Annotated in this window: 19 protein-coding genes; 7 read left to right on the forward strand and 12 right to left on the reverse strand. The window is 58.3% G+C overall.

All coding sequences use genetic code 11. The features are described from left to right. The first annotated feature begins 1,293 nt into the window (after positions 1-1,293). Positions 1,294-3,228 (forward strand): primary-amine oxidase, encoded by a 1,935-nt coding sequence (locus QRN51_RS14505; RefSeq protein ID WP_284990548.1) that lies wholly within the window; start codon positions 1,294-1,296, stop codon positions 3,226-3,228. Positions 3,229-4,768: 1,540 nt separating this feature from the next. Here the strand turns inward: QRN51_RS14505 and QRN51_RS14510 are convergent. From QRN51_RS14510 to QRN51_RS14520, 3 genes are all read right to left on the reverse strand, one after another. Next, on the reverse strand, positions 4,769-5,020 hold the full coding sequence (locus tag QRN51_RS14510) for a hypothetical protein (RefSeq protein WP_284990549.1): 252 nt from the start codon (positions 5,018-5,020) through the stop codon (positions 4,769-4,771). Between the two features lie 140 nt (positions 5,021-5,160). Continuing rightward, on the reverse strand, positions 5,161-6,021 hold the full coding sequence (gene catA / locus QRN51_RS14515; protein ID WP_502870869.1) for a catechol 1,2-dioxygenase: 861 nt from the start codon (positions 6,019-6,021) through the stop codon (positions 5,161-5,163). 118 nt (positions 6,022-6,139) lie between these two features. Further along, positions 6,140-6,409 carry a hypothetical protein gene (locus QRN51_RS14520; RefSeq protein ID WP_284990551.1) on the reverse strand — a complete coding sequence of 90 codons (270 nt, stop codon included), beginning with the start codon at positions 6,407-6,409 and terminating at the stop codon, positions 6,140-6,142. Between the two features lie 598 nt (positions 6,410-7,007). On the opposite strand from QRN51_RS14520, the gene QRN51_RS14525 reads away from it, so the two are divergent. Continuing rightward, on the forward strand, positions 7,008-7,568 hold the full coding sequence (locus tag QRN51_RS14525; RefSeq protein WP_284990552.1) for a nuclear transport factor 2 family protein: 561 nt from the start codon (positions 7,008-7,010) through the stop codon (positions 7,566-7,568). Positions 7,569-8,376: 808 nt separating this feature from the next. Then, positions 8,377-9,225, forward strand: coding sequence for an IclR family transcriptional regulator (locus QRN51_RS14530; RefSeq protein WP_284990553.1), 849 nt, complete (start codon positions 8,377-8,379; stop codon positions 9,223-9,225). 157 nt (positions 9,226-9,382) lie between these two features. Here QRN51_RS14530 and QRN51_RS14535 read toward each other — a convergent pair whose 3' ends face one another. The 6 genes from QRN51_RS14535 to QRN51_RS14560 form a co-directional block, all read right to left on the reverse strand. Continuing rightward, entirely contained in the window at positions 9,383-10,678 is a 1,296-nt protein-coding gene (locus QRN51_RS14535) for an amidase (protein ID WP_284990554.1), read from the reverse strand. A 276-nt stretch (positions 10,679-10,954) separates the two neighbouring features. Beyond that, positions 10,955-11,914 carry a PDR/VanB family oxidoreductase gene (locus QRN51_RS14540; RefSeq protein ID WP_284990555.1) on the reverse strand — a complete coding sequence of 320 codons (960 nt, stop codon included), beginning with the start codon at positions 11,912-11,914 and terminating at the stop codon, positions 10,955-10,957. Between the two features lie 128 nt (positions 11,915-12,042). Further along, positions 12,043-12,600, reverse strand: a complete 558-nt coding sequence (locus tag QRN51_RS14545; RefSeq protein WP_284990556.1) for an aromatic-ring-hydroxylating dioxygenase subunit beta — start codon at positions 12,598-12,600, stop codon at positions 12,043-12,045. Further along, positions 12,590-13,870, reverse strand: a complete 1,281-nt coding sequence (locus tag QRN51_RS14550; RefSeq protein WP_284990557.1) for an aromatic ring-hydroxylating oxygenase subunit alpha — start codon at positions 13,868-13,870, stop codon at positions 12,590-12,592. The genes QRN51_RS14545 and QRN51_RS14550 overlap by 11 nt, the downstream gene beginning before the upstream one ends. 330 nt (positions 13,871-14,200) lie before the next feature. Beyond that, entirely contained in the window at positions 14,201-15,646 is a 1,446-nt protein-coding gene (locus QRN51_RS14555) for an aldehyde dehydrogenase family protein (protein WP_284990558.1), read from the reverse strand. A 107-nt stretch (positions 15,647-15,753) separates the two neighbouring features. After that, complete coding sequence (locus QRN51_RS14560; protein ID WP_284990559.1) at positions 15,754-16,371, reverse strand: TetR/AcrR family transcriptional regulator; 618 nt, start codon at positions 16,369-16,371, stop codon at positions 15,754-15,756. A gap of 358 nt (positions 16,372-16,729) precedes the next feature. Between QRN51_RS14560 and QRN51_RS14565 the strand changes: the two genes are divergently transcribed. The 4 genes from QRN51_RS14565 (at position 16,730) to catC (ending at position 19,274) form a co-directional block, all read left to right on the forward strand. Beyond that, positions 16,730-17,314 carry a hypothetical protein gene (locus tag QRN51_RS14565; protein WP_284990561.1) on the forward strand — a complete coding sequence of 195 codons (585 nt, stop codon included), beginning with the start codon at positions 16,730-16,732 and terminating at the stop codon, positions 17,312-17,314. 320 nt (positions 17,315-17,634) lie between these two features. Next, the gene (locus tag QRN51_RS14570; protein ID WP_284990562.1) at positions 17,635-17,871 is read left to right on the forward strand and encodes a type 2 periplasmic-binding domain-containing protein; all 237 of its coding nucleotides are present in this window, start codon (positions 17,635-17,637) and stop codon (positions 17,869-17,871) included. Then, the gene (locus QRN51_RS14575; RefSeq protein WP_284990563.1) at positions 17,868-18,971 is read left to right on the forward strand and encodes a mandelate racemase/muconate lactonizing enzyme family protein; all 1,104 of its coding nucleotides are present in this window, start codon (positions 17,868-17,870) and stop codon (positions 18,969-18,971) included. The genes QRN51_RS14570 and QRN51_RS14575 overlap by 4 nt, the downstream gene beginning before the upstream one ends. A 24-nt stretch (positions 18,972-18,995) precedes the next feature. Continuing rightward, positions 18,996-19,274 carry a muconolactone Delta-isomerase gene (gene catC / locus QRN51_RS14580; protein WP_284990564.1) on the forward strand — a complete coding sequence of 93 codons (279 nt, stop codon included), beginning with the start codon at positions 18,996-18,998 and terminating at the stop codon, positions 19,272-19,274. Between the two features lie 169 nt (positions 19,275-19,443). Here the strand turns inward: catC and QRN51_RS14585 are convergent, their stop codons facing one another. From QRN51_RS14585 to QRN51_RS14595, 3 genes are all read right to left on the reverse strand, one after another. Continuing rightward, positions 19,444-20,028, reverse strand: a complete 585-nt coding sequence (locus QRN51_RS14585; RefSeq protein WP_284990565.1) for a helix-turn-helix domain-containing protein — start codon at positions 20,026-20,028, stop codon at positions 19,444-19,446. Then, positions 19,994-20,806 carry an alpha/beta fold hydrolase gene (locus tag QRN51_RS14590; protein ID WP_284990568.1) on the reverse strand — a complete coding sequence of 271 codons (813 nt, stop codon included), beginning with the start codon at positions 20,804-20,806 and terminating at the stop codon, positions 19,994-19,996. The genes QRN51_RS14585 and QRN51_RS14590 overlap by 35 nt, the downstream gene beginning before the upstream one ends. Before the next feature lie 868 nt (positions 20,807-21,674). Next, entirely contained in the window at positions 21,675-21,830 is a 156-nt protein-coding gene (locus QRN51_RS14595; protein ID WP_284990570.1) for a hypothetical protein, read from the reverse strand. Positions 21,831-21,939: the final 109 nt, after the last annotated feature.

Raw genomic sequence — 21,939 nt, forward strand, 5'->3', positions numbered from 1 at the left:
GGACCGCGCTCACAGCGGCCTAAGACCCCGAGTCAACAAAAGCCGGGGCAGTCCCTTGGTACATCTAGCTGTCTATGCTGGTGCGGAAAAATCGGGTGCTTCGGTATAGTTGGGTCCCTCGCCAGCGTGCTAGAGCTAGAGGATCTGGACATGGACTGGGAGCCCGAGCGCGACCTGCCACCGCTTCCAGCCTATTTCGGGACCGACTTCGGGCAGGAGGCAATCCCGCTTTGCAGCGGATTCGCGAGCCCGCGAACGCCATCGGACGTAGCCGCCTTTATGGTCGAAATACTGAAACCCCGCTTTCGTGGTGCTCGGGGGTGAGATGCTTCGCGTGAGCCAGGACATCTTGGCCACCGTTCGCTCCCTCGTCTACGCGACGACTGCAAATCACCGCCGCTGACGCCGACGAACCAATCACAGGTGCAGCGCTCCTTGCCGCAAAGAATCTCCTCCCGCCCGAGTCAATTGAGAGGCAATTGGCGGTCCAGGAACCGACCCGCTGACGGATGGCCCCGGAATCCACTGACCGACTTGCAGCAGTCTGCTGCCGGTAGGCAGAGGACTGGCACCAAGGCTTGAGAGCGCTGCAATGGGTACAGAGCCCCGAAGAAATCGCTGATCCTCGGCACCACGGTGTTGATGGCTATGCAAATGACGGCCGCCCGGTTTGGCGGTTCGCCGAGTTGATCGAGTGGGCACCGGAGCGCGGTCTACCCGAAGTTCATGCCCCAGAAGGCATAAATGCTCGTCCTGAAACTGACTACGAGGGCGTGTACGGCTGACGGGCGAAGACGTTGAGTGTGGTCCCTTCAGCACCGCAGTCGTTGTTCACGACCGGCGATAAGGCCGAGTGCCTGGCTTTGGACAAAACGCAGCTCCTCTTACTAAACAAACACCAGTCCCTGCAGGTTAGGGAGGCCCAGTTTCGGCGGCTTCGGTGGCGGTCGCCCGTCTTGTTCGACCAGTTCATCAGGTTGGACACGACAAATGGGGCCCTGGGGGAGAAAGGCGACCGGGCCTTGTGGCTCCTCAGGCGCATCAAATCCCTGACGGTTCGGCCACCGGACCACATGATTGCCCTACTAGGCGATCATGACAGATTCTGTGTCCATCCGGACTAGAAGGAGGCTACGTGACCACGTCATGTTCTCTCCACCATTTCACGGATTCAAAGTCCGTCTTCATTAACCTTGGCTGATCGGCGGCCAAGACCCAGACCTTGGCGGACTGCTGTCTGCGGTTATCGCAGGGCAGAAGGCCGCCGCCGACTCCCGCACGAAAGGCATACTCATGCATCACGCCAAATTCGACGCTCTGACGGCCGAGGAGATCAGTAAAGTAGCCCTGCTCGTCAGGAAGAACGGTATCGGCGGCGAACGCCCGGGCTTCGGCTCTGTGTTCACCCATGAACCGGACAAAGCGAAGCTGCGCGCCGGGGAACCGGTCGCTCGTCAAGCACGCGCTTTCATTTTGGATCGTACATCGGCAGCAACCTTCGAAGTTCTGCTTGACCTTGACTCCGAGGAAGTTGTCTCCTCGACCCAGCTCACAGATGGCGGCGCACCGATGCTGGCTGAGGAGGCTGAGACCGCTAACGACGTTGTAAAGGCAGATCCCGCCTACATCGCAGCCCTAGCCAAGCGCGGCATCACTGACCTCTCCCTGGTACAGCTCGATCCGCTCGGTACCGGTAACCGGGAAGACATCGATCTCACAGGGCGGCGCCTATGGGCATGCGTGAGCTATTTCCGTCACTTCGAGGAGGACAACCCCTACGCCCACCTCATCGATGGGATCATAGCTGTCGTTGACACCGTCAAGCGGGAGGTTTACGCAATAGAGGACTCGGGTGTTAAGCCAATCCCGACGACCTGTAATAACTACACGGCAGAGCATAACCAGCCGATGCGTGAAGATCTCAAGCCGTTGGAAATCAGCCAGCCCCAAGGCCCGAGTTTTATCCTCAATGGCCCTCAGATGCAGTGGCAGAAGTGGCGCTTCCGTATTAATATGCACCCCATCGACGGTCTGGTGCTCTCGGGAATAGAGTACAAAGACGGCCACGACTACCGGTCGGTGATGCATCGAGCCTCGCTCGCCGAGATGCTGGTTCCTTATGGCTCCCCGGAGACGGCACACTACTTCCGCAGCGCGTTCGATGCCGGTGAATACGGTATGGGCAAGCTAGCCAACTCCCTCGTTGTCGGATGTGACTGCCTGGGCGACATCACTTACCTCGACGTTGTTATGGCCGATGACGATGGCAACCCAAAAGTCATCAAAAAGGCCATCTGTATTCATGAAGAAGACGCCGGAATCCTTTGGAAACACTCCGACTGGGCAACCGGTAAGGTAGACGTTCGACGCTCCCGCAAGCTCGTCGTAAGTTTCATCGCCACCATCGGCAACTATCATTACGGCTTCTACTGGAACTTCTTCCAGGACGGCCATATCGAAGTCGATACCAAGCTCATGGGCATTGTGCAAACCGTAGCTTACGAGAATGGACAGTTGCCGCCGGGCACAAGTCCTATTGCCGAAAATCTTGCTGCGACGTGGCACCAGCATCTGTTCAACTTCAGACTCGACATGGAGCTGGACGGATGGGAAAACTCTGTCTACCAAAACGACGTCGACAGCGAGCCGCTCGGACCGAGCAACCCTCACGGGAATGCTATCCGTGTCACCAAAACCCTCCTTAGTCGAGAGCAAGACGGCGATGGCCTCACGAACCCACAGACCGCCCGCACTTGGACGGTGGTCAACCCCAACAAGAAAAATAAATGGGGTGTCCCAGTCGGCTACAAGCTCATCCCTGGTTGGGCGTCGGACACGCTCATCGCGCAGGAGCCGTCGCTCATGATCAAACGGGCAGGCTTTGCCACCAAAAATCTCTGGGTAACCCCCTACTCGCCGGACGAGATGCACTCAGCAGGCGACCATCCCAATGCTGACCGTTCTGGTGCCGGTCTTCCAACCTGGACGGCCGCGAACCGCTCGGTCGAGAACACAGACGTTGTGCTTTGGCATACCGTCGGCGTCACGCACATCCCGCGCTCGGAAGACTGGCCAGTCATGCCGACTGAGGTGGCAAGTTTCATGTTGTTGCCCAACAACTTTTTCGACAAGAGTCCTGCACTAGATGTCCCCGGGACGGTTAAGGACCAGTGCGTAACAGGCGTTTGCGAGCACTGTCCGCCTGATGCCTGCACTTGTGGGCATTAAATCAAAACCGGGTAGGCCCGGTTTGTAATCGCATTCCGAGGGAACTATCAGGGGGTGGGCTGTTACGGCGCGACTCTTGATGGTGCTTGTTTATCCATAGAAAGGGTGCTCCGAGCTGTAGAGGGTTGGTCGTCGAGACCTACATTCTGCGGAGCGAAGGAGCGCCCTTTTGATGATGCAACAATCTAGGCTACGTTATCCGTCGGTCTAGTCTTTTTGACCAGCCAGCTGCTCATCGCCCAGGTGGGGTTGTAGATCCTGGCCTTCATCATGAACGCCGTCGACTTCGGACAGCCGTGCGAGAAGCGGCTGGGCCGGCTTTTCCCTGAAACTGTTACCCTGCGGCATCGAAACCCTCACCCGCGAGCCGCGTATTAGAGCGGGGAACGCCAGCTGGAACCGCAACAGGGCGCCGTCCGTGACTGTTCAGGATCCTCCAAAATCCGACCTCGACGTGACACCTTCGACCACGCGGTCCGACCGGGACGCCGGCAACTACAAAGGCGGCTAGGGGCACGCGGCCTTCAGCTCCAGCCGAACCGCTTACAGGACCCCGGTCGTCCTCTCCGCCGTGGGGTTGCGGCCCGGAACGCTGGCTTCAGTGAGCAGCGCCGATATCCCATCTGATTGACGGGATCAACGCCAAGGAACCGGCAGATGGCAGCGGCCAATTCCGGTGGCACCAGGTCGGACTTGCCTCGTTTTTACGCCAGCGTCTGGCATAGGGCGGTGCGGGTCTCGGCGGCGGCTACCACCGCCACGGCGCTCATGCCAACCGGTCCTGGCGGTCGCGGGTGTCCCGGGGCCTGCTGCGAACGCAGCCACTGACACCCACCGCTCCTCAATACTGGACCCCTCGGGCGGGTCCGCCACAGGCCTTGGGCGTCGGTTGTGGCTGGTCTGTGGCCATCCGCCCTCTCCGGGGTAACCGCAAGATCGTGGTCGAGAATGGGCTGGTATGAGAGCGGTAAACGCTTCCTGCCAGCCAGGCGCGGATCGTCTTGCGGTCAAGCCCAATCGGCCATGCTGATCTTCATTCCGCGTCTTCAAAGCCTCAATGACCACGTACTCCTTCGGGGTCGACACGGAGGACCGGGGCCCTTCTCGGCGGACGGTGTGGACGGGAACAGGAGCTGTGAGGAGCGCCAGCCCTGGGCTGAAAGCCCAACCCGAAATGGAAATTTTCAATAAGCGCAGCAATGACCCGCTCGCGCAATGAATTATCCAAGTTGAGCCAGATATCGACTTCCTGGGACATCGGGGCCTTCTTCGCCTTGAGCATCCGAGAAGGAAAGCGTTAACTTGGGTGGGAGCGCTTAGCCTCAAGACCTCGTGAGTTGCGTGCCACGGGACGTACGCGAATTTGGCTGCCATGGCGTACGAATGGAGCAGGAATGCGATTGCGTCAGCACGCCGGTAGTCGAGAAGAGATTTCTTCTCCACGTCCGGTCACGGTGACTTCTGCAACGGCTAGGAATTGAATTTCATCATTGATCGCCGGATTTGCAGGGATGACCGTTCGGTGCGGGTGGGGCGAAAATTAGGCTTTTTGGACTGTTGGCTGTAGCGTCACATTTTCGACGAAGCAGACTTCGCTGTAGTCGTCGATGTGGATCAACCGACGCTCGTTGAGTTCGTCTCGAATCCAGATCACAGAGCCGTCCGCGGTCCGGTCCTCCACCGTTGCGTGCATCTCGGGCTTGGATCCGTAGAGGACCACCCAGTCTCCGGGCTGTATTGCCGCCCAGTTGCCCTGCCTCACTCTATGTTCCTGGTGGTCAAAGGTTGGCATGGTATTTCTTCCTTTCTGCGGGAACGGACCAAGATCACCAACTACTCATCATAAAGAGCCGGCTTTTTCTGGCGTTACGAAATCCTTGGCATAACCCCGTGCTATTGGCGCGGGATTATGCCAAGGATTGTCGAGTCCGTCTATGCAGGGTCCAGCACGAAATTATAGGAAACTTCCCGGCCGTTGCCATCCGTCGCGGGCTCAGGATCCAGGATCAGTTCAGGCTTGACCGCTGACGCGATGTCGTCGGACAAGTGTTCGTCGGCAGTAAAGTAGAGCTGTGTGGTGATGAGCTGGTGCCCGGGGCCGCTGACCTTGATGTGCAGGTGGGCCGGACGCCAGGCGTGCCATCCTGCAGCCGAGATGAGCTGGCCGCAGGCGCCGTCAGTGGGGATTTGATACGGTGCGGGCTGGAGTGTGTTGATCTGGAAGATGCCCTCCTCGTCGGCCACCACTGTACCTCGGAGGTTCCATTCGGGAATGCCGGGCGCGAACTGGGAGTAGAAGCCGGCATCATCAGCGTGCCAGATTTCTACATGCGCTCCGGCGAGTGCATTTCCATTAACACTTGTGACTCGGCCCCTGAACAACAACGGGGTTCCAGCTTCACCATCACGCTGCGGCAAGGTCGCGGGGGACTGAAGGACCGGTGAACCAGGTACATAATAGGGTCCTTCGATGGTGCCCTTGCTTCCATCCCGGTCCGCGTTGGCAACTTCCTCAACAGCGTGCTCAAGCCAGACATCTAGGAAGAGTGGCCATTCGCCATCTTCTCCCACCCGGATCAGCCAGGCCTTCAGAGCGTTATACTCGTCATAGGTCACCTTTTCCTCGGCGACGGTGTCGACGAGGGCCTTAATTGCCCGCGAGGCCAGGTGGTTTACCCGTTGGCTGCTTGTCTGTACGCCGGAAGCCTTGTTCGCCCGAAATTTCTCGGTGGCGTTGGCTCCCGAAGAGGCAGCAGTAGCAGTGGTTTTTACAGACACTGTTGGTCCTTTCATTGTTCGTCTCATCGGTGAGACGGTGGTTGTAGGGTGGTTCAGTATTCCGGTCCGGTGATTGCCGATGGGTGCAATTACGAGGGCTGCTGCTTAGCGCTCTCTTCCACGCCAGAGACGTTTAAGCCCAGTCCGCTTCAGCGGTCCAGTACTCCAATCCGTTCTCGCTTCGGCCGTGCTTCCACTCACTTGTGCGTCGCAGTCGCGGTTCCACTCGTGCTGTGACCGCGTCTGCGGCCTCGGGCCCGTCCTGGTCCACCTGCCAGTGCACCCAGTTGACCTCTAAATCATTCTCGTCATGAACAAATAGGTCGACGTGGTGCCAGCCATAGCCAAACGTGTCCATGTAGCACGTCAGGAACATACGGTCATTATTCTTTGGATAAGGCATGGAGTTCTCTTTTCAAATCGTTTGTCTAGGCTTTTTTGGAATTTATTCGCCTAACGCCAAAACAGCTGCCTTCGACTCCGTAGACAGAATTACATTAACGCGACAATTGGTTTGGTCACTGCTGACGCACTTTCTATCGAAACGTCCACCAGCCCGATTCAAAGACTTGGTAAGAAGCTTCCACTCGCGAAATCACCTCTTGTGCGGCAGGTCGGGCGCATATGTGTCGAGATCAACAGCAGCAACGGGGTGCGTCCGGTCGCCCTTCGTCACGAATTTGAGTGGTATTAATATGACTCCTATCTGGGACGCCCACGTGGTCATTCTTAGCGACCGCTAACTAAGGACTTCACCAAGAAAGTGAATGTTCACGATTGCCGTAAGCTTCACGCGCTGGCATACATGAGGCGAAACTAAGCGGTCAGGGAGTGCCCGGCTTGGATCTTCCATTGCGCTGACATTATGCGAATTTAGTGACCCTTGGAGTCGTGTAGTCCGTTGACCGGACCGCAATTGCCTACGTCCAAAGCATCGTCCGTAACTTGGCCAAACAGATCTGTTCTGAACGGACAGGTCTTCGTAACGAAGGGAACTCTGCGTGAGCGACACAACCCTAGCTGCATTGGTCAGGCGCCTCGAAGTACTGGAAGCTGAAGCTGAAATTCGAAGACTTCAAGCACGGTACATGTTCCTCTGTGACACGCCGTGCCCGGAGCCTGGCGTCGAAAACGACGAGCAACGCATCGATCGCATACTGGATTTGTACACCGATGAAGCTGTTTGGGAGGGTGTGGGGGAATACTACGACAACCAGTTCGGGCGGGCTGTTGGTAAGTATGCGATTCGAGCTCACTTCGATCGCTTTTGGGGCGAAAAGCACGATCCCTCACTCGTTTTGAACGCGCACTATTTGACGTCAGAGCAAATCCGTGTGGCTGGGGATGAGGCAGAAGGACAATGGATCCACCTGCAACCATGGTTATTCAGCGACGGGCGGGCGCTTCTGCGCTCCAGTCGACTCAGTAACAGTTTCCGAAATATCGGTGGCTCCTGGAAGATAACTCGAACCCGAACCGAGAATGTATTCATTGCACCTCTGCCGAATAAGTTCGCGGAAAGCTACCCATTAAAGTCCTCGCTCATGAGCAGCACCGCCTGAGAATGACACTCCCTGAACGGGATCACGCTCGCCTTTGAAGCAGACACCAGGCGGATGTACAGGGGCCGGATCGTAACCTGTCATCCGCGGACCTTCACGTGGATCGCGTTGATAACATCAGAGACCAGGCTCCGGATCTACCAATCTGTTCACATCACCGATGGCCTTCTATGTGCTCCATCAGCCCCGTCCTGGCGGATCAGCTCCGCGGGCCGGGCGCAGGTCTGGCGGACCAGTCTGGCGTTGCCGACGGGAAGCCACGGCCTAGGCAGGAACGAGGTTTCCCAGGACTGCTTCGCCCGCTCCACCATGCCTTTGCACTCAGGGCCATATGGTTTGACCCGGTCGCACGGACCCCGGCGAAAGCCCCACGCCCGGGGCATAACTGTTCCGCCGGCCGACGCCGGTTTCATGTACCTGGCCAGCTCCCTCCCGACGAGCAGATCCCCGTCGTCTCCGGGACGGGAGCATCCGGGCCATGATGAACCGCGCATGCGAGGATACCGTCACCAACGCCGCCAAAACCTTCGACATCCGCCACCCACCGGTGTCCGCCACCTCCGGGAAACCAGGGGTCACACTGCCCTGACCCCCTGGTTCGTAGCTGATCTGGCCGCCAGGATCGGCAGGGACATACTCCGCCGGATCATGGACACATTCACCCGGAACCGGGCTCGGCACGGTAATGGGTTCGTACTCGGACATGAGGGGTCCACACAGATTTTCTCCTAGGGCTGGACATGTGACAGTGAACTGCGTCATGCTTCTGTTATCCATTTGGACAACAAGATGAACGGTAGGAAGAATCATGACGGCAGCACTCGGCGATGGCCCCCTTCTGGTGCTTGAGGATCTTGAACCGGGTGATGCGAGCCCTCCGATATCGGTCCTTGGTAAAGCGCAGCTCCTGTTCGCAGCCTTCGACGGGGTAAGAACGACGTTAGGACTAACCGAGTTGAGCCGCTTGTCTGGCGTGCCTAAGGCAACGGCCTATCGCCTCGCTCAGGAGCTTGTCCACCTCAACTTCTTGGAGAGGGTAGAGGGCGGCTACCAGTTAGGATGGCGGATGTTTGAACTTGGGCAGCTGGTGCCTGGTCCTGCCAAGTTGCGGCGGGCCGCTCGCCCAGCCCTTAACGACCTACATATCCTTACCGGGGCCGTAATCCACCTGGCGGTCCCGGACGGCGACCACTCCCTCTATCTCGAACGATTTGCCGGCCGACGTGAGGCTCACATCTCCAATTCGGTCAGTGATCGCTTTCCGCAATGTTTCACCGCATCCGGGAAGCTCTTTCTGGCCCAGAGCCTCCACGCTGAAGTGATCATAAAAATGTTGGAGCGAGGGAATTTTAGACGCCCGACAAATAAGAGTGTCGGGAGCGGCCATCAACTGCGAGATCAGTTGGACGCCATTCGGAAGCGCGGCTGGTCCGTCGAACAAGAAGAGTGCCTGAACGGGTATAAGTCCTATGCGGTGCCGATCCTCATTGATGGTTCTTTGGGAGTTGCCGCCGCTATATCAGCGACGATCAATGTCAATCGCCGCGACGACCACCAGGTCATGCGTGCTCTGACATCGGCTTCGGCAGACATCAGTCAAGGCCTCCGACACAGCATCACAGGGGTTCGTAGCGTGTTGCATTCTCGCCAAAGATAGTCTAGGACCGAGTTGATGCCGACTATAGCAATGAGTTCCATTTTTTATGCTGAAACATCCGAAGGGGTCAAGCGGCCCGCAGCATCTCGGCATATCCAGTTTGCAAGCAAACAGTGGGACCTTTGCCAGAGGATGTGGCACAATTCTGCTCAGAGAATTAGTGACCCACGCCCCCTGCGCGCAAGAGTTCTTCAATGCGTACACCAAGGTCGAATAGTCTGCGCTCCCGTCCTGGCGCTCCAATTAGCTGTAAGCCAAGCGGCATGCCATGCGCGCCACGGAGGCCTGGAATAGTCAAGACTGGAAGGCCCAGCGCTTGCCATGGTCGACTTAGGACCGGGCTTCCTGTAGCTTCCAGGCCGGCCGGTGCCGCCCCTAGGGCAGCTGGACCTAGCACGACATCAAAGCGATTGAATAACGCCAAGACAGTGTCCTTGTAAGCAGCTATTCTAGCCAGTGCGGCTTTGTATTCGAGTTCTGATAACGTGCTGCCGTATAGGAGCAACTCAACCAACGGCGCGCTCAGGTCATCGAGATGATTCATTTCGTCTGCGCGTTCTTGGGAGGCCTCTGAAGCCATTATGACGTGATGCTGATGGGCTAAGACTTGTAGCATTTTGTGGTCGGACCAGTTCGAAACTATAAATTCCTTTTTTCTTTCGAAGAGTATTGATCCAGTTATCTTTAAGGCGTCATGCATTTCTTTGCTGAGATTACCGAGTTCGCTTCCGTTCCAAAACAGGATTTTCACCGGCCCAGTCTGTGGTTTGCTGGATTCTGAAGTTGCTCCGAGTCCGCCAAGCGCTTCCATGGTAAAGCGCAGGTCATCGACCGTCTGAGTGATCAGGCCAATTGAGTCCAACGACTGACTAAGTCCAGTTACGCCGGCCGTCGAAAACTGGCCTTTGGCGGACACGAAGCCGGCGACGCCGCAATACGAGGCCGGGCGAGTCAAAGAGCCGGCAGTTTGTGTCCCTAGCGCCAAGGGCACCATTCCGGCCGCTACGGCTGCCGCTGATCCGCTGGACGACCCGCCAGGAGTATGAGAGAGATTGACAGGATTGCGCGTTGGACCTGGCTTGAAGTAACCAAACTCAGTTGTTACAGTCTTGCCCATAATTATTGCCCCGGACTTTCGGAGTAGTCGGACGCATTCCGCGTCGGCCACTGCGGGTTCCTTGCCCCGAAGAGGACTTCCGCAAGCCGTCGGAAGTCCGCGTACATCGATTAGGTCTTTGATTGCTACAGGCACGCCCCACAGAGCAGTCCGGCTAGACTGTGATCTCTCTAGCTCCCACGCCTGTTGAAGGGCACCGTCGATGTCAAGCGTTACCCATGCGCGGACCGCCGGTTCCATTTCTTCAACGCGTCGAAGTGCCTCTACCACAGCCTGACTGGGACTTGTGGATCCGGATCGAAGTCCAAGTGACAATTCCAGTAGGGTGCTCTTCATACCTACTCCTCTATTCAGCGGCTCTAGAATGGGGACGGGGGCGGGCGTTCGAGACCGGTGTTGCCGAACTCAGTTTTATCTTCTCTCTGGCGCACCGAATGCAGTGGGGAAACAGTCTTGACACTGGCTGAGCTTGCGCCCTTCATCCTTTTCGATACGCGATGACCTTGGTTTCTGATCACGACCTCTGTCTGGATCTCAAGAGACCTCGTCGAGTCCGCATCTTGGTCTATATAAAAAGGAAGCGTGGCATATCTTGTCGGCTTCGACGGACCTCTAGAGAAATTCCAGTGCGAGCCTGGGAGACTTTGATCGGGAGACACAAGCGGCTATCTGGTCATTCGCTTGTTTTTCGCTGCTCGACATGCACTGATCCCTGTGATCCGGTTCACCGCGAACGACGCCCATTATGCATGTTCCGCAGATCCCCTCTTTACAAGATGTATCGACCTCGATGCCGTTTTCCGCAAGAGTCTCAACAATTGATTTGCCAATAGGAACCCAATAAATCTCATTTTCGAGTTCGACTTCAAATGCGGTGTCATCTTCCGCTTGTTGAGGCTCACTGGCCTGAAAATATTCGACATGAACATTATCATGTGGAATGACCGCGGAAGCCCTTTCCAGAACGACTTGCATAAAGCCTTGCGGACCGCAGGTATAGACGTGCGATGCTTCCGAAAGTGAGCTAAAGATTCGTTCGAGCACATCTGACTGCTCTTCGCGAGGACGTCCAAAATGAAAGAATACCCTTTCGCTAAAACCGCTTCGAGTCTCGAGGAGATTACAAAATGCGGCCTCATCGCGGGAACGTGCAAAGTAATGAAATTCAAAATTCTCGCCGGTTCGGTGCAATTGATATGCAATGCTAATCATCGGAGTAACACCGATTCCAGCGGCCACCAAGATGTGCCTGTCGGCACCTTTCTCAATCAACAGGAGATTGCGAGGCGCGCTGATCTCAAGTTCCTGCCCCACCTCTACGTGGGCGTGGAGCGCGGCCGAACCCCCACGGGATTCGGGTTCGAGTTTCACTGCCACAACATAAGCGTCCAGTTCGTCGGGGGGACTACAAAGGGAGTACTGGCGCACCATAGAAGTAGGACCGACAATATCAATATGAGCACCCGCCGGATAGGGATCAAACGGTGCCCCGTCCAGGCGACTGAGGCGGAAAGACTTGATGTTACTTGTCTCCTCCAGGATTTCAGCTACGCGTACTTTGAACATAGCCATTGGAGATGATCCTTTCTATTGTTGTACGGGTCCGACTAAGCCCTCCGGATGAAGCTCCTGCCTTGTGCCTAGCAGGTGATCCGGGGTGGCTTATGCGTATTCACATGCAGCACGCAATGCCGCCATCTCTAAAGGAGGAAGCCGGATGCGTTGACGGCCGAGTCCGAATTGACTAAGCGGATAACCTTCAGTTCGATCCGGGCGTCGTCACCCGCGAAACGGATTCGGTGTGTCACGTCGGCTCCAAGCACCTGGAACTTATCGCGCTTGAACCCGACAAGGACCTGTGCGGAGCGCAGCGTTACGGAGTCTTCCGCCAGTTCCTCAACTGTGAACCTGGAAATCGTGCGTGATGTGCGGGCAGCAGCGACTGCTGACATCGAGTAGCCCTGCACCAGGCGGGTGACGCGCATGTGGCGCATTCGAGCGTCGTCGTAGACCATGTTCAGGGATGACTCGAAGTCTTCGGAGTCCGGGTCCACAGGGATGATGTATTTGGCGTCCTCGGTGTACAGCGTTTGCCACTCTTCGTACTTCTTGTCATCCAGCAGCTGTCCCTCACGCCAAATCAGTTCGATCGCACGGCCAACCAGTGGCTGGGACAGCTTACCGAGCCCAAGCTCGTAGGTTGCGGGACTCGGTCGGTTGTCGATGGCGGTCACGTCAGCGTCGGTCTCAGTTGTCATTGCCCATCATCCTTTTCCACATTGCGTACGCTTCCCGCATCCCGGTCTCGTCGGTCACGTGCGAGGTCTTCCATCCCTCATCGACCGTCTCCTCACGGCCGAGACCGCGATTGACGAGAATCGGCATTTCAGGGTTAGCCACTGCACCGCGTTGCACCCGCTCCCAAGCCTCGGAGTCATCTGAAGTGCCGAAGCCAAACGGACCTTGGAAGTGCTCGTGGATGCGCAGCCGTTCGCGGTTGACACTTTCCGGTCCGCCATCGAGGCCCAGAGCCATGTGCTGGATTTCCGTCTCGTTGACGGAGATGGGACGCAGCACCCTGAAGAACGACATGGACAGCGACAAATTTGGGAAGAGGTTCAAGTTATATCCGGCGCCGTGCATTGACCGCACGATGCGACGGACCTGGTCCTGAGGCATGGTCTCTGAGAGCTCATCGATGATGTGGCGGAAGCGCTCCTGCAGTTCTTCGGTTCCGTCGTCTTCCTCAAGGTCCACGTGTTCAGGGACCATGACGGCGACGCTGTGTCCGTTGCCGAGGGCGTGGGTGACGGCCTTCTCGTCTGTCATGAACGACAGCATGTCTGCAGTTTCGGCGTCTACGGATGCCATCCAGGAGCGGTGGACGATGGGGAAATGGTAGCCGTCGGTGGTGTTTTCGAGCTGGATTTTCCAGTTGCCGTCGAAGCGGAATTTGTGCTCGCCCTGGACTTTGACGGGGAATCCGGCACCTTGCTTCAGGAAGCGGTCAATCCAGGTTTTTGCGTCGCCGAGGAAGTCACTCAGCGGCTCGATGTCGGATTTGAAGGTAGCGAAGATCAGACCGTTGTAGCTTTCGACCCTCAGCCTCTGCAGGGGCAGATCCTTCTTTTCCGCAACGCCTTCGTATCCGTCCGGGTACGGGATGCCCCGAAGGTTGCCTTCAAGCGAGTAGGACCAGGAGTGGTAGGGACAAGTGAAGCCGTTGGCTTTGCCTTTCGGGACCTCGCACACGCTGGCGCCGCGGTGGCGGCAACGGTTGAGGAGCACGTTGAAGTTGCCTTTGCGATCCCTGTTCACGATGACCGGCTGTAGGCCGATATGGCTCATCTTGAAGCTGCCGGCTTCCGGGATTTCGCTCTCATGAGCGACCCAGACCCAGGTGCTGTAGAAAATCTTCTCCATTTCCCAGCCGAAGATCTCCGGATCGGTGTAAAGCTGCGCCGCGACGCGATCGTCGGCGACCAGGCTGGCGAACCCGCCTGCCCTGTCTGAAGTTGAGGTGGTCATCAATACTCCTATGGTTCTTGCAGTTCAAATGTTGAGTAGAAGGCCGTTAGAAGAGGTAAAGCTAGTTCCCGTGCAGGTGCCCCACGCCATACGGCATGGTGTGCCCTTCGACCCTGAGAAGAGTTGGGAACGTTAATCGCTGTGGGGAGGCGGCCGACAAGCAGCTGCCAGCCGCAAACGAGCTACGGCGTATGCCAGAAAGTGGTTCTGTGATGCTCTCTGGGCTTCGGTCCGATCAGCAATGCAGGGTCCCCACGGTCAGCCTCGCTAGGTTCTGCCTGGCAGCGAACTGAGACCCGGCATGGGTTTTGTTGCGCGAATTTCCTGCTGCTAGTCAAGATTGATAAAGACGGACTGGGGTTCAGTGAACTCGTCGATCGAATAAGAGCCGAGTTCACGGCCCAGTCCGCTAAGGCCCACTCCCCCCCAAGGAGCGCCAGGGTCGATTAGTGGCAGTTGGTTGACAAATACCGTGCCCGCCTTGATGCGCTGAGGAAGCGAATGCGCGGTAACAAGATCCTTTGTCCATATTGCCGCCACAAGTCCGTAGTCGGTGCTGTTGGCTCGAGTGATGGCCTCATCGATGTCGTCGTAGGGCATGATCGACAGCACGGGACCGAAAATTTCCTCGCGAGCAATCTTCATTTTGTCCGTAACCTCTGTGAAAACTGTCGGCCGGAAGAAGTAGCCGTTCTGAAGTTCACCACCAACTCGCTCACCACCTGAGACAAGTTGAGCTCCTTGTTCCTTGCCACTGGCCACGTACGAAGCAACGCGATTCAAATGCTCCTCTGAGACGAGCGGACCCAGAATGGTTTCCGGATCATAGCCGTGGCCGATCTTCAGCGCGTCGGCCGCAGCGGATATCTTCGATGTGAATTCGTCAACTTTTGAACGAGGTACAAAGAAACGTGTGAATGCGCCGCAAGCTTGCCCGGTGTTGAACAGTGCACCCTTTAGATTGCCCTGGACGGCTGCATCGATATCTGCATCTGCGCAGATAATACTGGGGGCTTTGCCGCCGAGTTCAAGACCTATGCGCTTGAGGTCCGTTGCCGACGTTCGCGCAATTTCCTGGCCGACAGCCGTGGATCCAGTAAAAGAGATACAGTCCACGCCGCGATGGCCGACAAGTGCCTTACCTACTTGTGGACCACCGGTGATCAGATTTACGACACCATTCGGAACTCCGGCCTCGCGACATATCTCCACGAGCCGGACCGTAGATAGGGGCGTCTGCTCAGCGGGTTTCAAAATGACGGCGTTCCCCGTCGCCAGAGCCGGGGCGAGTTTCCAGGCAGCGATGTCGAGCGGAAAATTCCATGGGGTGATAAGACCACAAACACCAAGTGGGGTTCGACGCTGATATGTCAGTTGACGGGGGATCGAAACCGGCGAAAGTTTGCCCTCAAGTTTTGTCGCGTAACCGGCATAGTAGCGGAACACCTGCGCGGCCAGCGGAACGGAAATGGCTGTGCTGACTGTGGTCGGCTGCCCCTGATCAAGAGTCTCGAGTGCCGCCAATTCCACGGCATTCCGATCGATCAGATCGGCGATCCTCCACAGCAATCTGCCCTTGGCATCCGGCGACATTGACTGCCAGGCATCCGATTCAAAGCCGGCCCTCGCGGCGGCCACCGCGGCGTCAACATCAGCGGTCGTGGCCTCTGCGAAGAATCCGATCAGCTCTCCATTGGCCGGGTTAAAGGTCTCGTTCGTCCCACCGTCCGACGAATCAACCCATTGGTCGCCGATAAGCAACTGAGTAGCGTACATAGTCTTTCCTCTCCATCAAATGGTCTGAGACGACAATGGCACGCAATCCGAGTAGATTCACGGCTCCGGTCCGGTGACTGAACTGGCAAATCCGGACTATAAGGAGATCAGCGGACCCCCCGCTCCTGGAGCATCCGGAGCACGTCGCGGAGACGCTCAAGAATGTTCTCGGTCCTTTCGGCCGAACCATATATCGAGTGTTGAAGCACCAATCCATCCACAGCAGCCAGAATCAAAGCGGCAAAAGAGCCATCCTCATCCTGGATCTGGACGTTGCGCAGGGTCTCGGATACCTGTTCGATATAGAAATCGTAAAGCGCCACCACATCCTTGGCTGGAACTCCTCCGCGGACCGCACGAAGCAGGAAGTCGTACTGAAGAAGTCCACGGGACTGTTCGCTACTGACTGTCCTCACGAATTCTGAGCTGAACGAATCGATGCTTTCGGCCACAATCCGGCTCTCAGCGACGTCCAGCCGGGCCGCGTGTTCGAGGGCTTGTGACACCATTCCCTCCTTTGAGCCAAAATAGAATCTCACGAGCCCATGAGATAGGCCTGCTTCGCTGGCCACCGATCGATACGTCACCTTGTCTAACCCGTAGCTACTGGCAATTTTGATGACAGCATTGAGGAGACGAATTCGAGGCGGCGTGGACCCCTCCTCGGCCTCTACTATGGCTGTCGGCGTGGACTCTGCTGCGACCGATCCGGAAGCGGTGTTCATTAGGTTCCTTCCTGAAAATTCTGCGACCCTCGCCGAAACACCTCCGAACGGCTAACGACAAGCCCGCGGCAAGACAAGCTCTCCAAAAGGATCTCGTATGAATGCCAAATTTAACACCTGACGGGACGTACCTTGCACGTTCCGTCCCGGGGGTCCGGTGAGTGGACCCGGGCGCCCTGATCGACCGCCATTCCAGTCAAACTGAAGAACATCCGCTGTAAGCGTCACCGCGATCCCAATTGCCCGAGCCCCCATAGAGATATTTTCTCGTAGATCCTCGAACCGTGGGGACCATCTACTTCGGGGGAATGCATCTCTGTTAGCGCGGGGCGGTCGAATCACACCTGTATGGGGGTCCATGAACTCGCCCGAAACCACTGTCAATGGCAGGACAAGCGCAGTCACACTGCCAGACGTTCCCAAAATGACGCTTGCGCGAATTTTGCGCCACGGCGTCCATTCTGTGATTCGGGATCCGCTGCTAGTGCTCATCATGACAGGAGTCGGATTCTCCAGCGCTCTGCACATTCAAATGGCCGTGATGGGCTTCCATGGCCTGATCGGGGCTCTGATAATGGCCTGCATGGCGGTGGCCTGCATATCGTGTCTCGTGACGCTGCTTCTACGCGGTAGTCAGGTAGTAACTGTTCGCATGATAATGGGCATGGCCCAAATCATGGTGATCGCCCATCTCATATTGATCTTTCCACCGGCCGGTTCAGGTAATGTGCATCACCACAATACGGTGACATCTGCTGACGATCCCATTCGTGGAGGCCTCGACCATGGCTCCTTTCTAATCGTTATCGCTGTTGAGTTGCTCGTCGCTGCCACTGCTGCGGTCTGGATTCGTAAGAAGCGGACTTTGAACGAGTGGCTAAACTCCGCGAGCGGTGCCCCTCATCCTGGTCCGTTGACCGAACCTGAACTGATCCGGCGCTAGTTACGCCTGCTCTAATCAAACAGACGTGGCGTCATCCTCCGCCACGACGTCCAATGAGAGGAATTCAGGCGTCAGTGGATTCAGGCCCGGTGCGGAGACCAACTGGCACGTCGTTACGCTTCCCTCCTTCAGTGCCCTGGCTGTGGATCGCCCGTGGCGATGCATGAACTGCAGGACCAGGACTTCATTGCGTACGGGCCCGATTCGTGCTCCACCGCACCCCGCAGACCTGTGCCCCAAGGCGGGCTTCCGGCACGCATCAAGCAGGTGGTTGGCGAGCCCTCCACCATGCTTGCGTTCGTAGCCGCAGGGGGGGCAGCGTGGCGGTCAAGCCCTCCAGCGTTCAGGCCTTTCAGCTTGAAGGCGCGGCCTACTACCGGGAGATTGAAAATGTCCCCGTGGTGGAGCTCGGTGTCGCCTGGATGCGCGGGGATCACTCTGCGCTGCTGCACAACTTCCTGGAGGTCGTGGTGACCGCAACCGCAGAAGCCGCGGCACCTGCCCCAGTTCCCGGCACTGCGCCGCTTCCCCCTGATGAAAGGCTTACCTCCGCATGAAGATTGCAGCCATAGAGGCGATTCCGTACTCGATCCCTTACCTTCATCCCCTGCATTTCGCTTCCGGTTCCGTGAACGAGGCTGACCACGTTCTCATCAGGCTTCGCACGGATGACGGTGTGGTGGGCATGGCTGACACTCCGCCGCGCCCCTACACCTACGGCGAGACGCAGAAGTCGATCGTTGCGGTGGTGGAAGACATCTTTGCTCCGCAGCTGATCGGCGTCGATATTTTTGACCGCGAAAAGGTCCAGGCAATCCTTTACCGGACGGTGCACAACCAGACCGCCAAGGGGGCTGTGGACATCGCCCTCTGGGACGTCATCGGCAAGACCCTCGGTCAGCCGGTCACAAAACTGCTGGGAGGTTTTACCGATTCGCTGCGCGTGTCCCACATGCTCGGCTTCAAGCCCGCGCAGGAATTGCTGGCATTGGCCCTGGAGTTCCGCGACACGTACGGCATCAACACGTTCAAGCTCAAGACCGGCCGCCGCCCCCTCCACCTCGACGTCGAGGCCGCCCGGGTACTGCGGGAGGGCCTGGGCGAGGATGCCGAGCTCTACATGGACGCCAACCGCGGCTGGTCTGCCAACGAAGCAGCCGAGGTCCTCCGCCGCACGGCGGATTTGGGCCTGCAGTTCCTTGAGGAGCCCGACGACGCCCGCGAGGTCCTGGGCCGTCGCCGCCTCGTGTCCAACTCCCCCGTCCCCATCGCCGCCGACGAATCTGCCGCCAACCTCGGTGAGGCCGCCCGGGAAATCCTCACCGGCGGCGCCAACCTCCTGGCGGTGAAGACGGCGCGGTCAGGCTTCACGGAGGCGGCCAAGATCGTCGGGATGGCCGAGGGCATGGGCATCGATGTTTACATAGGCAACCAGATCGACACCCAGGTCGGAACAGCCGCCTCGGTGACCTTCGGCGCCGCGTTCGCCCACACGGCCAAACGCGCAGCGGAACTATCCAACTACCTGGACATGGCGGACGACCTGCTGGCTGAGCCGCTGGCCATCACCGCCGGACGTATCCATGTCCCTGAGGGCCCCGGCGTGGGTACCGACGTTGACGAAGACAAGCTTGCCCTTTACCGCACCGACCGATAGCAAACCCATTACCGAAGGACTCCCATGAAATACCTGGTCCATATGGACGTCAACCTGCCCGCCGGCCTGCCGGCCCACGAAGCCGCGGAGATCAAAGCCACGGAGAAGGCCTACTCGCAGCAGCTGCAGCACTCCGGCAAGTGGCCGGAAATCTGGCGGGTAGTGGGCGAATACGCCAACTACTCGATCTTCGACGTCGAATCGAACGACGAACTCCATGAGATCCTGCAGAACCTGCCACTGTTCCCGTACATGGACATCTCAGTGGTCCCACTCGCGAAACACCCCTCCGACGTCAAGTAAGCGCCCGCGACAAATATTGAGCGCCATCAGAGGCCCTAGTACAAAGGTGAAGCAGCAGCTGCGACCATCATGATGATGGCACCAACGCCAATCTCCGCGAGCAGTGCCCCTCATCCCTGGTCAGTTGACCGAACCTGAACTGACCCGGGGCTAACTGCCCCTGCTCGAATCAAACAGACTCCCCCGCTTCGCGCAACCGCAGGAATTCGGCGCGTCCGCGCACTCCTGTATGCGCGGACCCCTTTCCGGCGTGACGGGCCCAGCTCACATACTGCGATCTCGTCAGACCGAGCTCCCTGGCGGCCGCGCTGACGCTGCCCACGCGGGCCAGGGCGGCGAAGAACTCGTCCTTCTGCTCCTGGGTGGCGGACCGTCTGGCCGCAGGATTTGTGCGGGGCCTGCGGGTGACGGCGCCGGCCTTGTAGGCCCAATGGAAGCAGGTCTGGACGTTGATGCCCAGCGTCCTGGCCGCGAGGCTCACGCTCTCCACCCAGTCCAGCAGGGCAAAGCACTTGTCCTTGTCGGCCTGCGGGTACTTTTGGCCCGATTTCCTGCCCGAAGGTCCCGCCCAGGCACGGCAGGTATTGAGGTTGAATCCCAATTCCCGTGCGGCCAGCCGAATGCTGCCCAGACGCTCCAAGGCCAGGAAGAACCCGGCCCGAGCGGACGCGGAGTAACTCCGGTAAGCACGCTTCAGGGCCGGCGCCGCGGACGGACGATCAGGCGCCCACGCGCTGGAGGAACGAAACCACAACGTCGACTACCTGGTGAGCCTTCTGCTCCATGAGCGGGACCATGCCGCCTTGAATCTCTACGACCTCAACGGACCTAGCGTTCGTGTAGGCCTTGGCGATGCTATTCGTGTGCGGGTAAGAGAAAGGGTCCTCGGTCGCGGCGAGCAGCAGTAGCGGCGCCGTAACTTGCTGCACTCGGTCCTCCATAAGGTAGCGCGCACATGCGAGATGGCCTTCCCGCGGGTCCAGCCCAGGTGCCAAGGCGTCGCGGATGAATCGGTTGAGGAGATCGGGACGCCCGGCCGGGTAGAGAGGAGCGCGCTTGGCCCAGAGCGAAGTCAGGTGGCTTCCGTCCTCCCGAATCTCGGCGGTATCAACGTCCAGGTCCGACGCAGTCTCACGAAAGCCTGCGTCCGCGTACTCCGCTGCCGACAGGACTGCGGCCAGAATCCGGTGGGGCACGGCAGAAGCAACTTCGGAAGCGACGAACATTCCAGTGTGGTGACCGAGGAGCGAGAACTTATCGATGCCAAGCGCATCTGCGAGTGCTAGCACGCCGCTGGCGAACTGCTCGATCGTCTGGGGAGCTTGCGGCTTTGAGGACTGGCCGAAGCCGTACATGTCCATTGCGATAGTTCGACGGTGCGCCGCCAGCAGTGGCTGGACTTCAGCAAACTCGTCAAGCGATCTTGGGGTCTGATGAAGCAGTATGATCGGATCGCCTTCGCCGGCCTCTGCGTAGTGCAATTGTCCGAGTGGAGTGTCAGCGTAACCATATCGGAGGGCGGTCTGGGACATGGGTCTCCTTATATTGCGGGATGTGGGGTCAGTATCGGCGGCGGTGCCGGCCGCGACAATGATCCGTTTCGCCCAGCGAACCGGTTTTCTGCCTAGGAAGTGTTTCAGGCTCTGGGTTTTTCTGATACCCGGTTGGCAGTGCTTAACTTAAGAGGTTTAGGGCCGCCTCCCCATTCATGGTTACTCCATTCAGTTGTCTTCTTCTGGGTGCCACATACCGTTTGGATTCCGAGAAGCTCCATTGCTCGGCCACGGGATCCGCTCCGTGCTGGGTCCTCATCAAAGCCGAGTCAACTTCGTTCGCCCCCGCCAGCCAGAACCAGAGGGCCCCGCGTGGCTGGCGTTCTGGACCCGTGGTTAGGAGCCCCCTCGTTGGCCTGCAGGCACCATCGGCGACATGCGTATTTCGGCCCTTGACTCCGTCTTCCCCTCGATGATTCTCGTGTTGGTGATTCTGACGTGCGGGAGGGCGGAGCCCACTCACCTGGTGCTGTAGGTGTCTCTGCGCCCATCACCAGTCCGACTCGGCTTTCCTCCCCGCGGGAAATGCCGGAGCTGGTCGCCGGCCGGAGTATCGCCCCACCCAAAGGGCTGACCCATGAATCGCCTGAGCTGTCGTAGCTCTTCTGATTTTCGCGCTGGGACACGGTCAGCTTTCCGAAGTCCTGTGCGGTGGCCCTAGAGGCTCGCACGTAGTGATCGGTCAGGAGGGCGAAGCTTGCGTTCGGCCCTGCTCCTCCGTACGGGTATGCGCCGTCCTGGGCGAAGCGGCTGAAGGAGGTAACAAGGTCCCGGAAAGAGCCAGGCCGTTAATGTCCGCGGCTACGCACGCAACCACGTTCGCGTCTCCCGTTTGGACGGTTCGGGCCTACTGCCGCAGTCCTACGACGCCGGAGGCGCCCCCCAAGCGATAAGCCGTCGATTCATCGGAGAGACAGCCCCTGTGCTGGGCGACGCCGGTAGGGTTGTCAGGAGCCAAGGTGAAGGACGCCAAGGACAAACCGTCGACCTGCTCCTTCTTCATCCCCGGCCCCATCGAGCAGGGCCCTGAGCGCCTTGAAATGCTGTGTCCATCGTGCTCAGACCGGCCGGCCCGCACGGCAATGGCAGTTGGATAACCCTGCCTTTCCATA

It is taken from the genome of Arthrobacter sp. efr-133-TYG-120, assembly GCF_030209785.1.
In the GTDB taxonomy this organism is placed as follows: domain Bacteria; phylum Actinomycetota; class Actinomycetes; order Actinomycetales; family Micrococcaceae; genus Arthrobacter.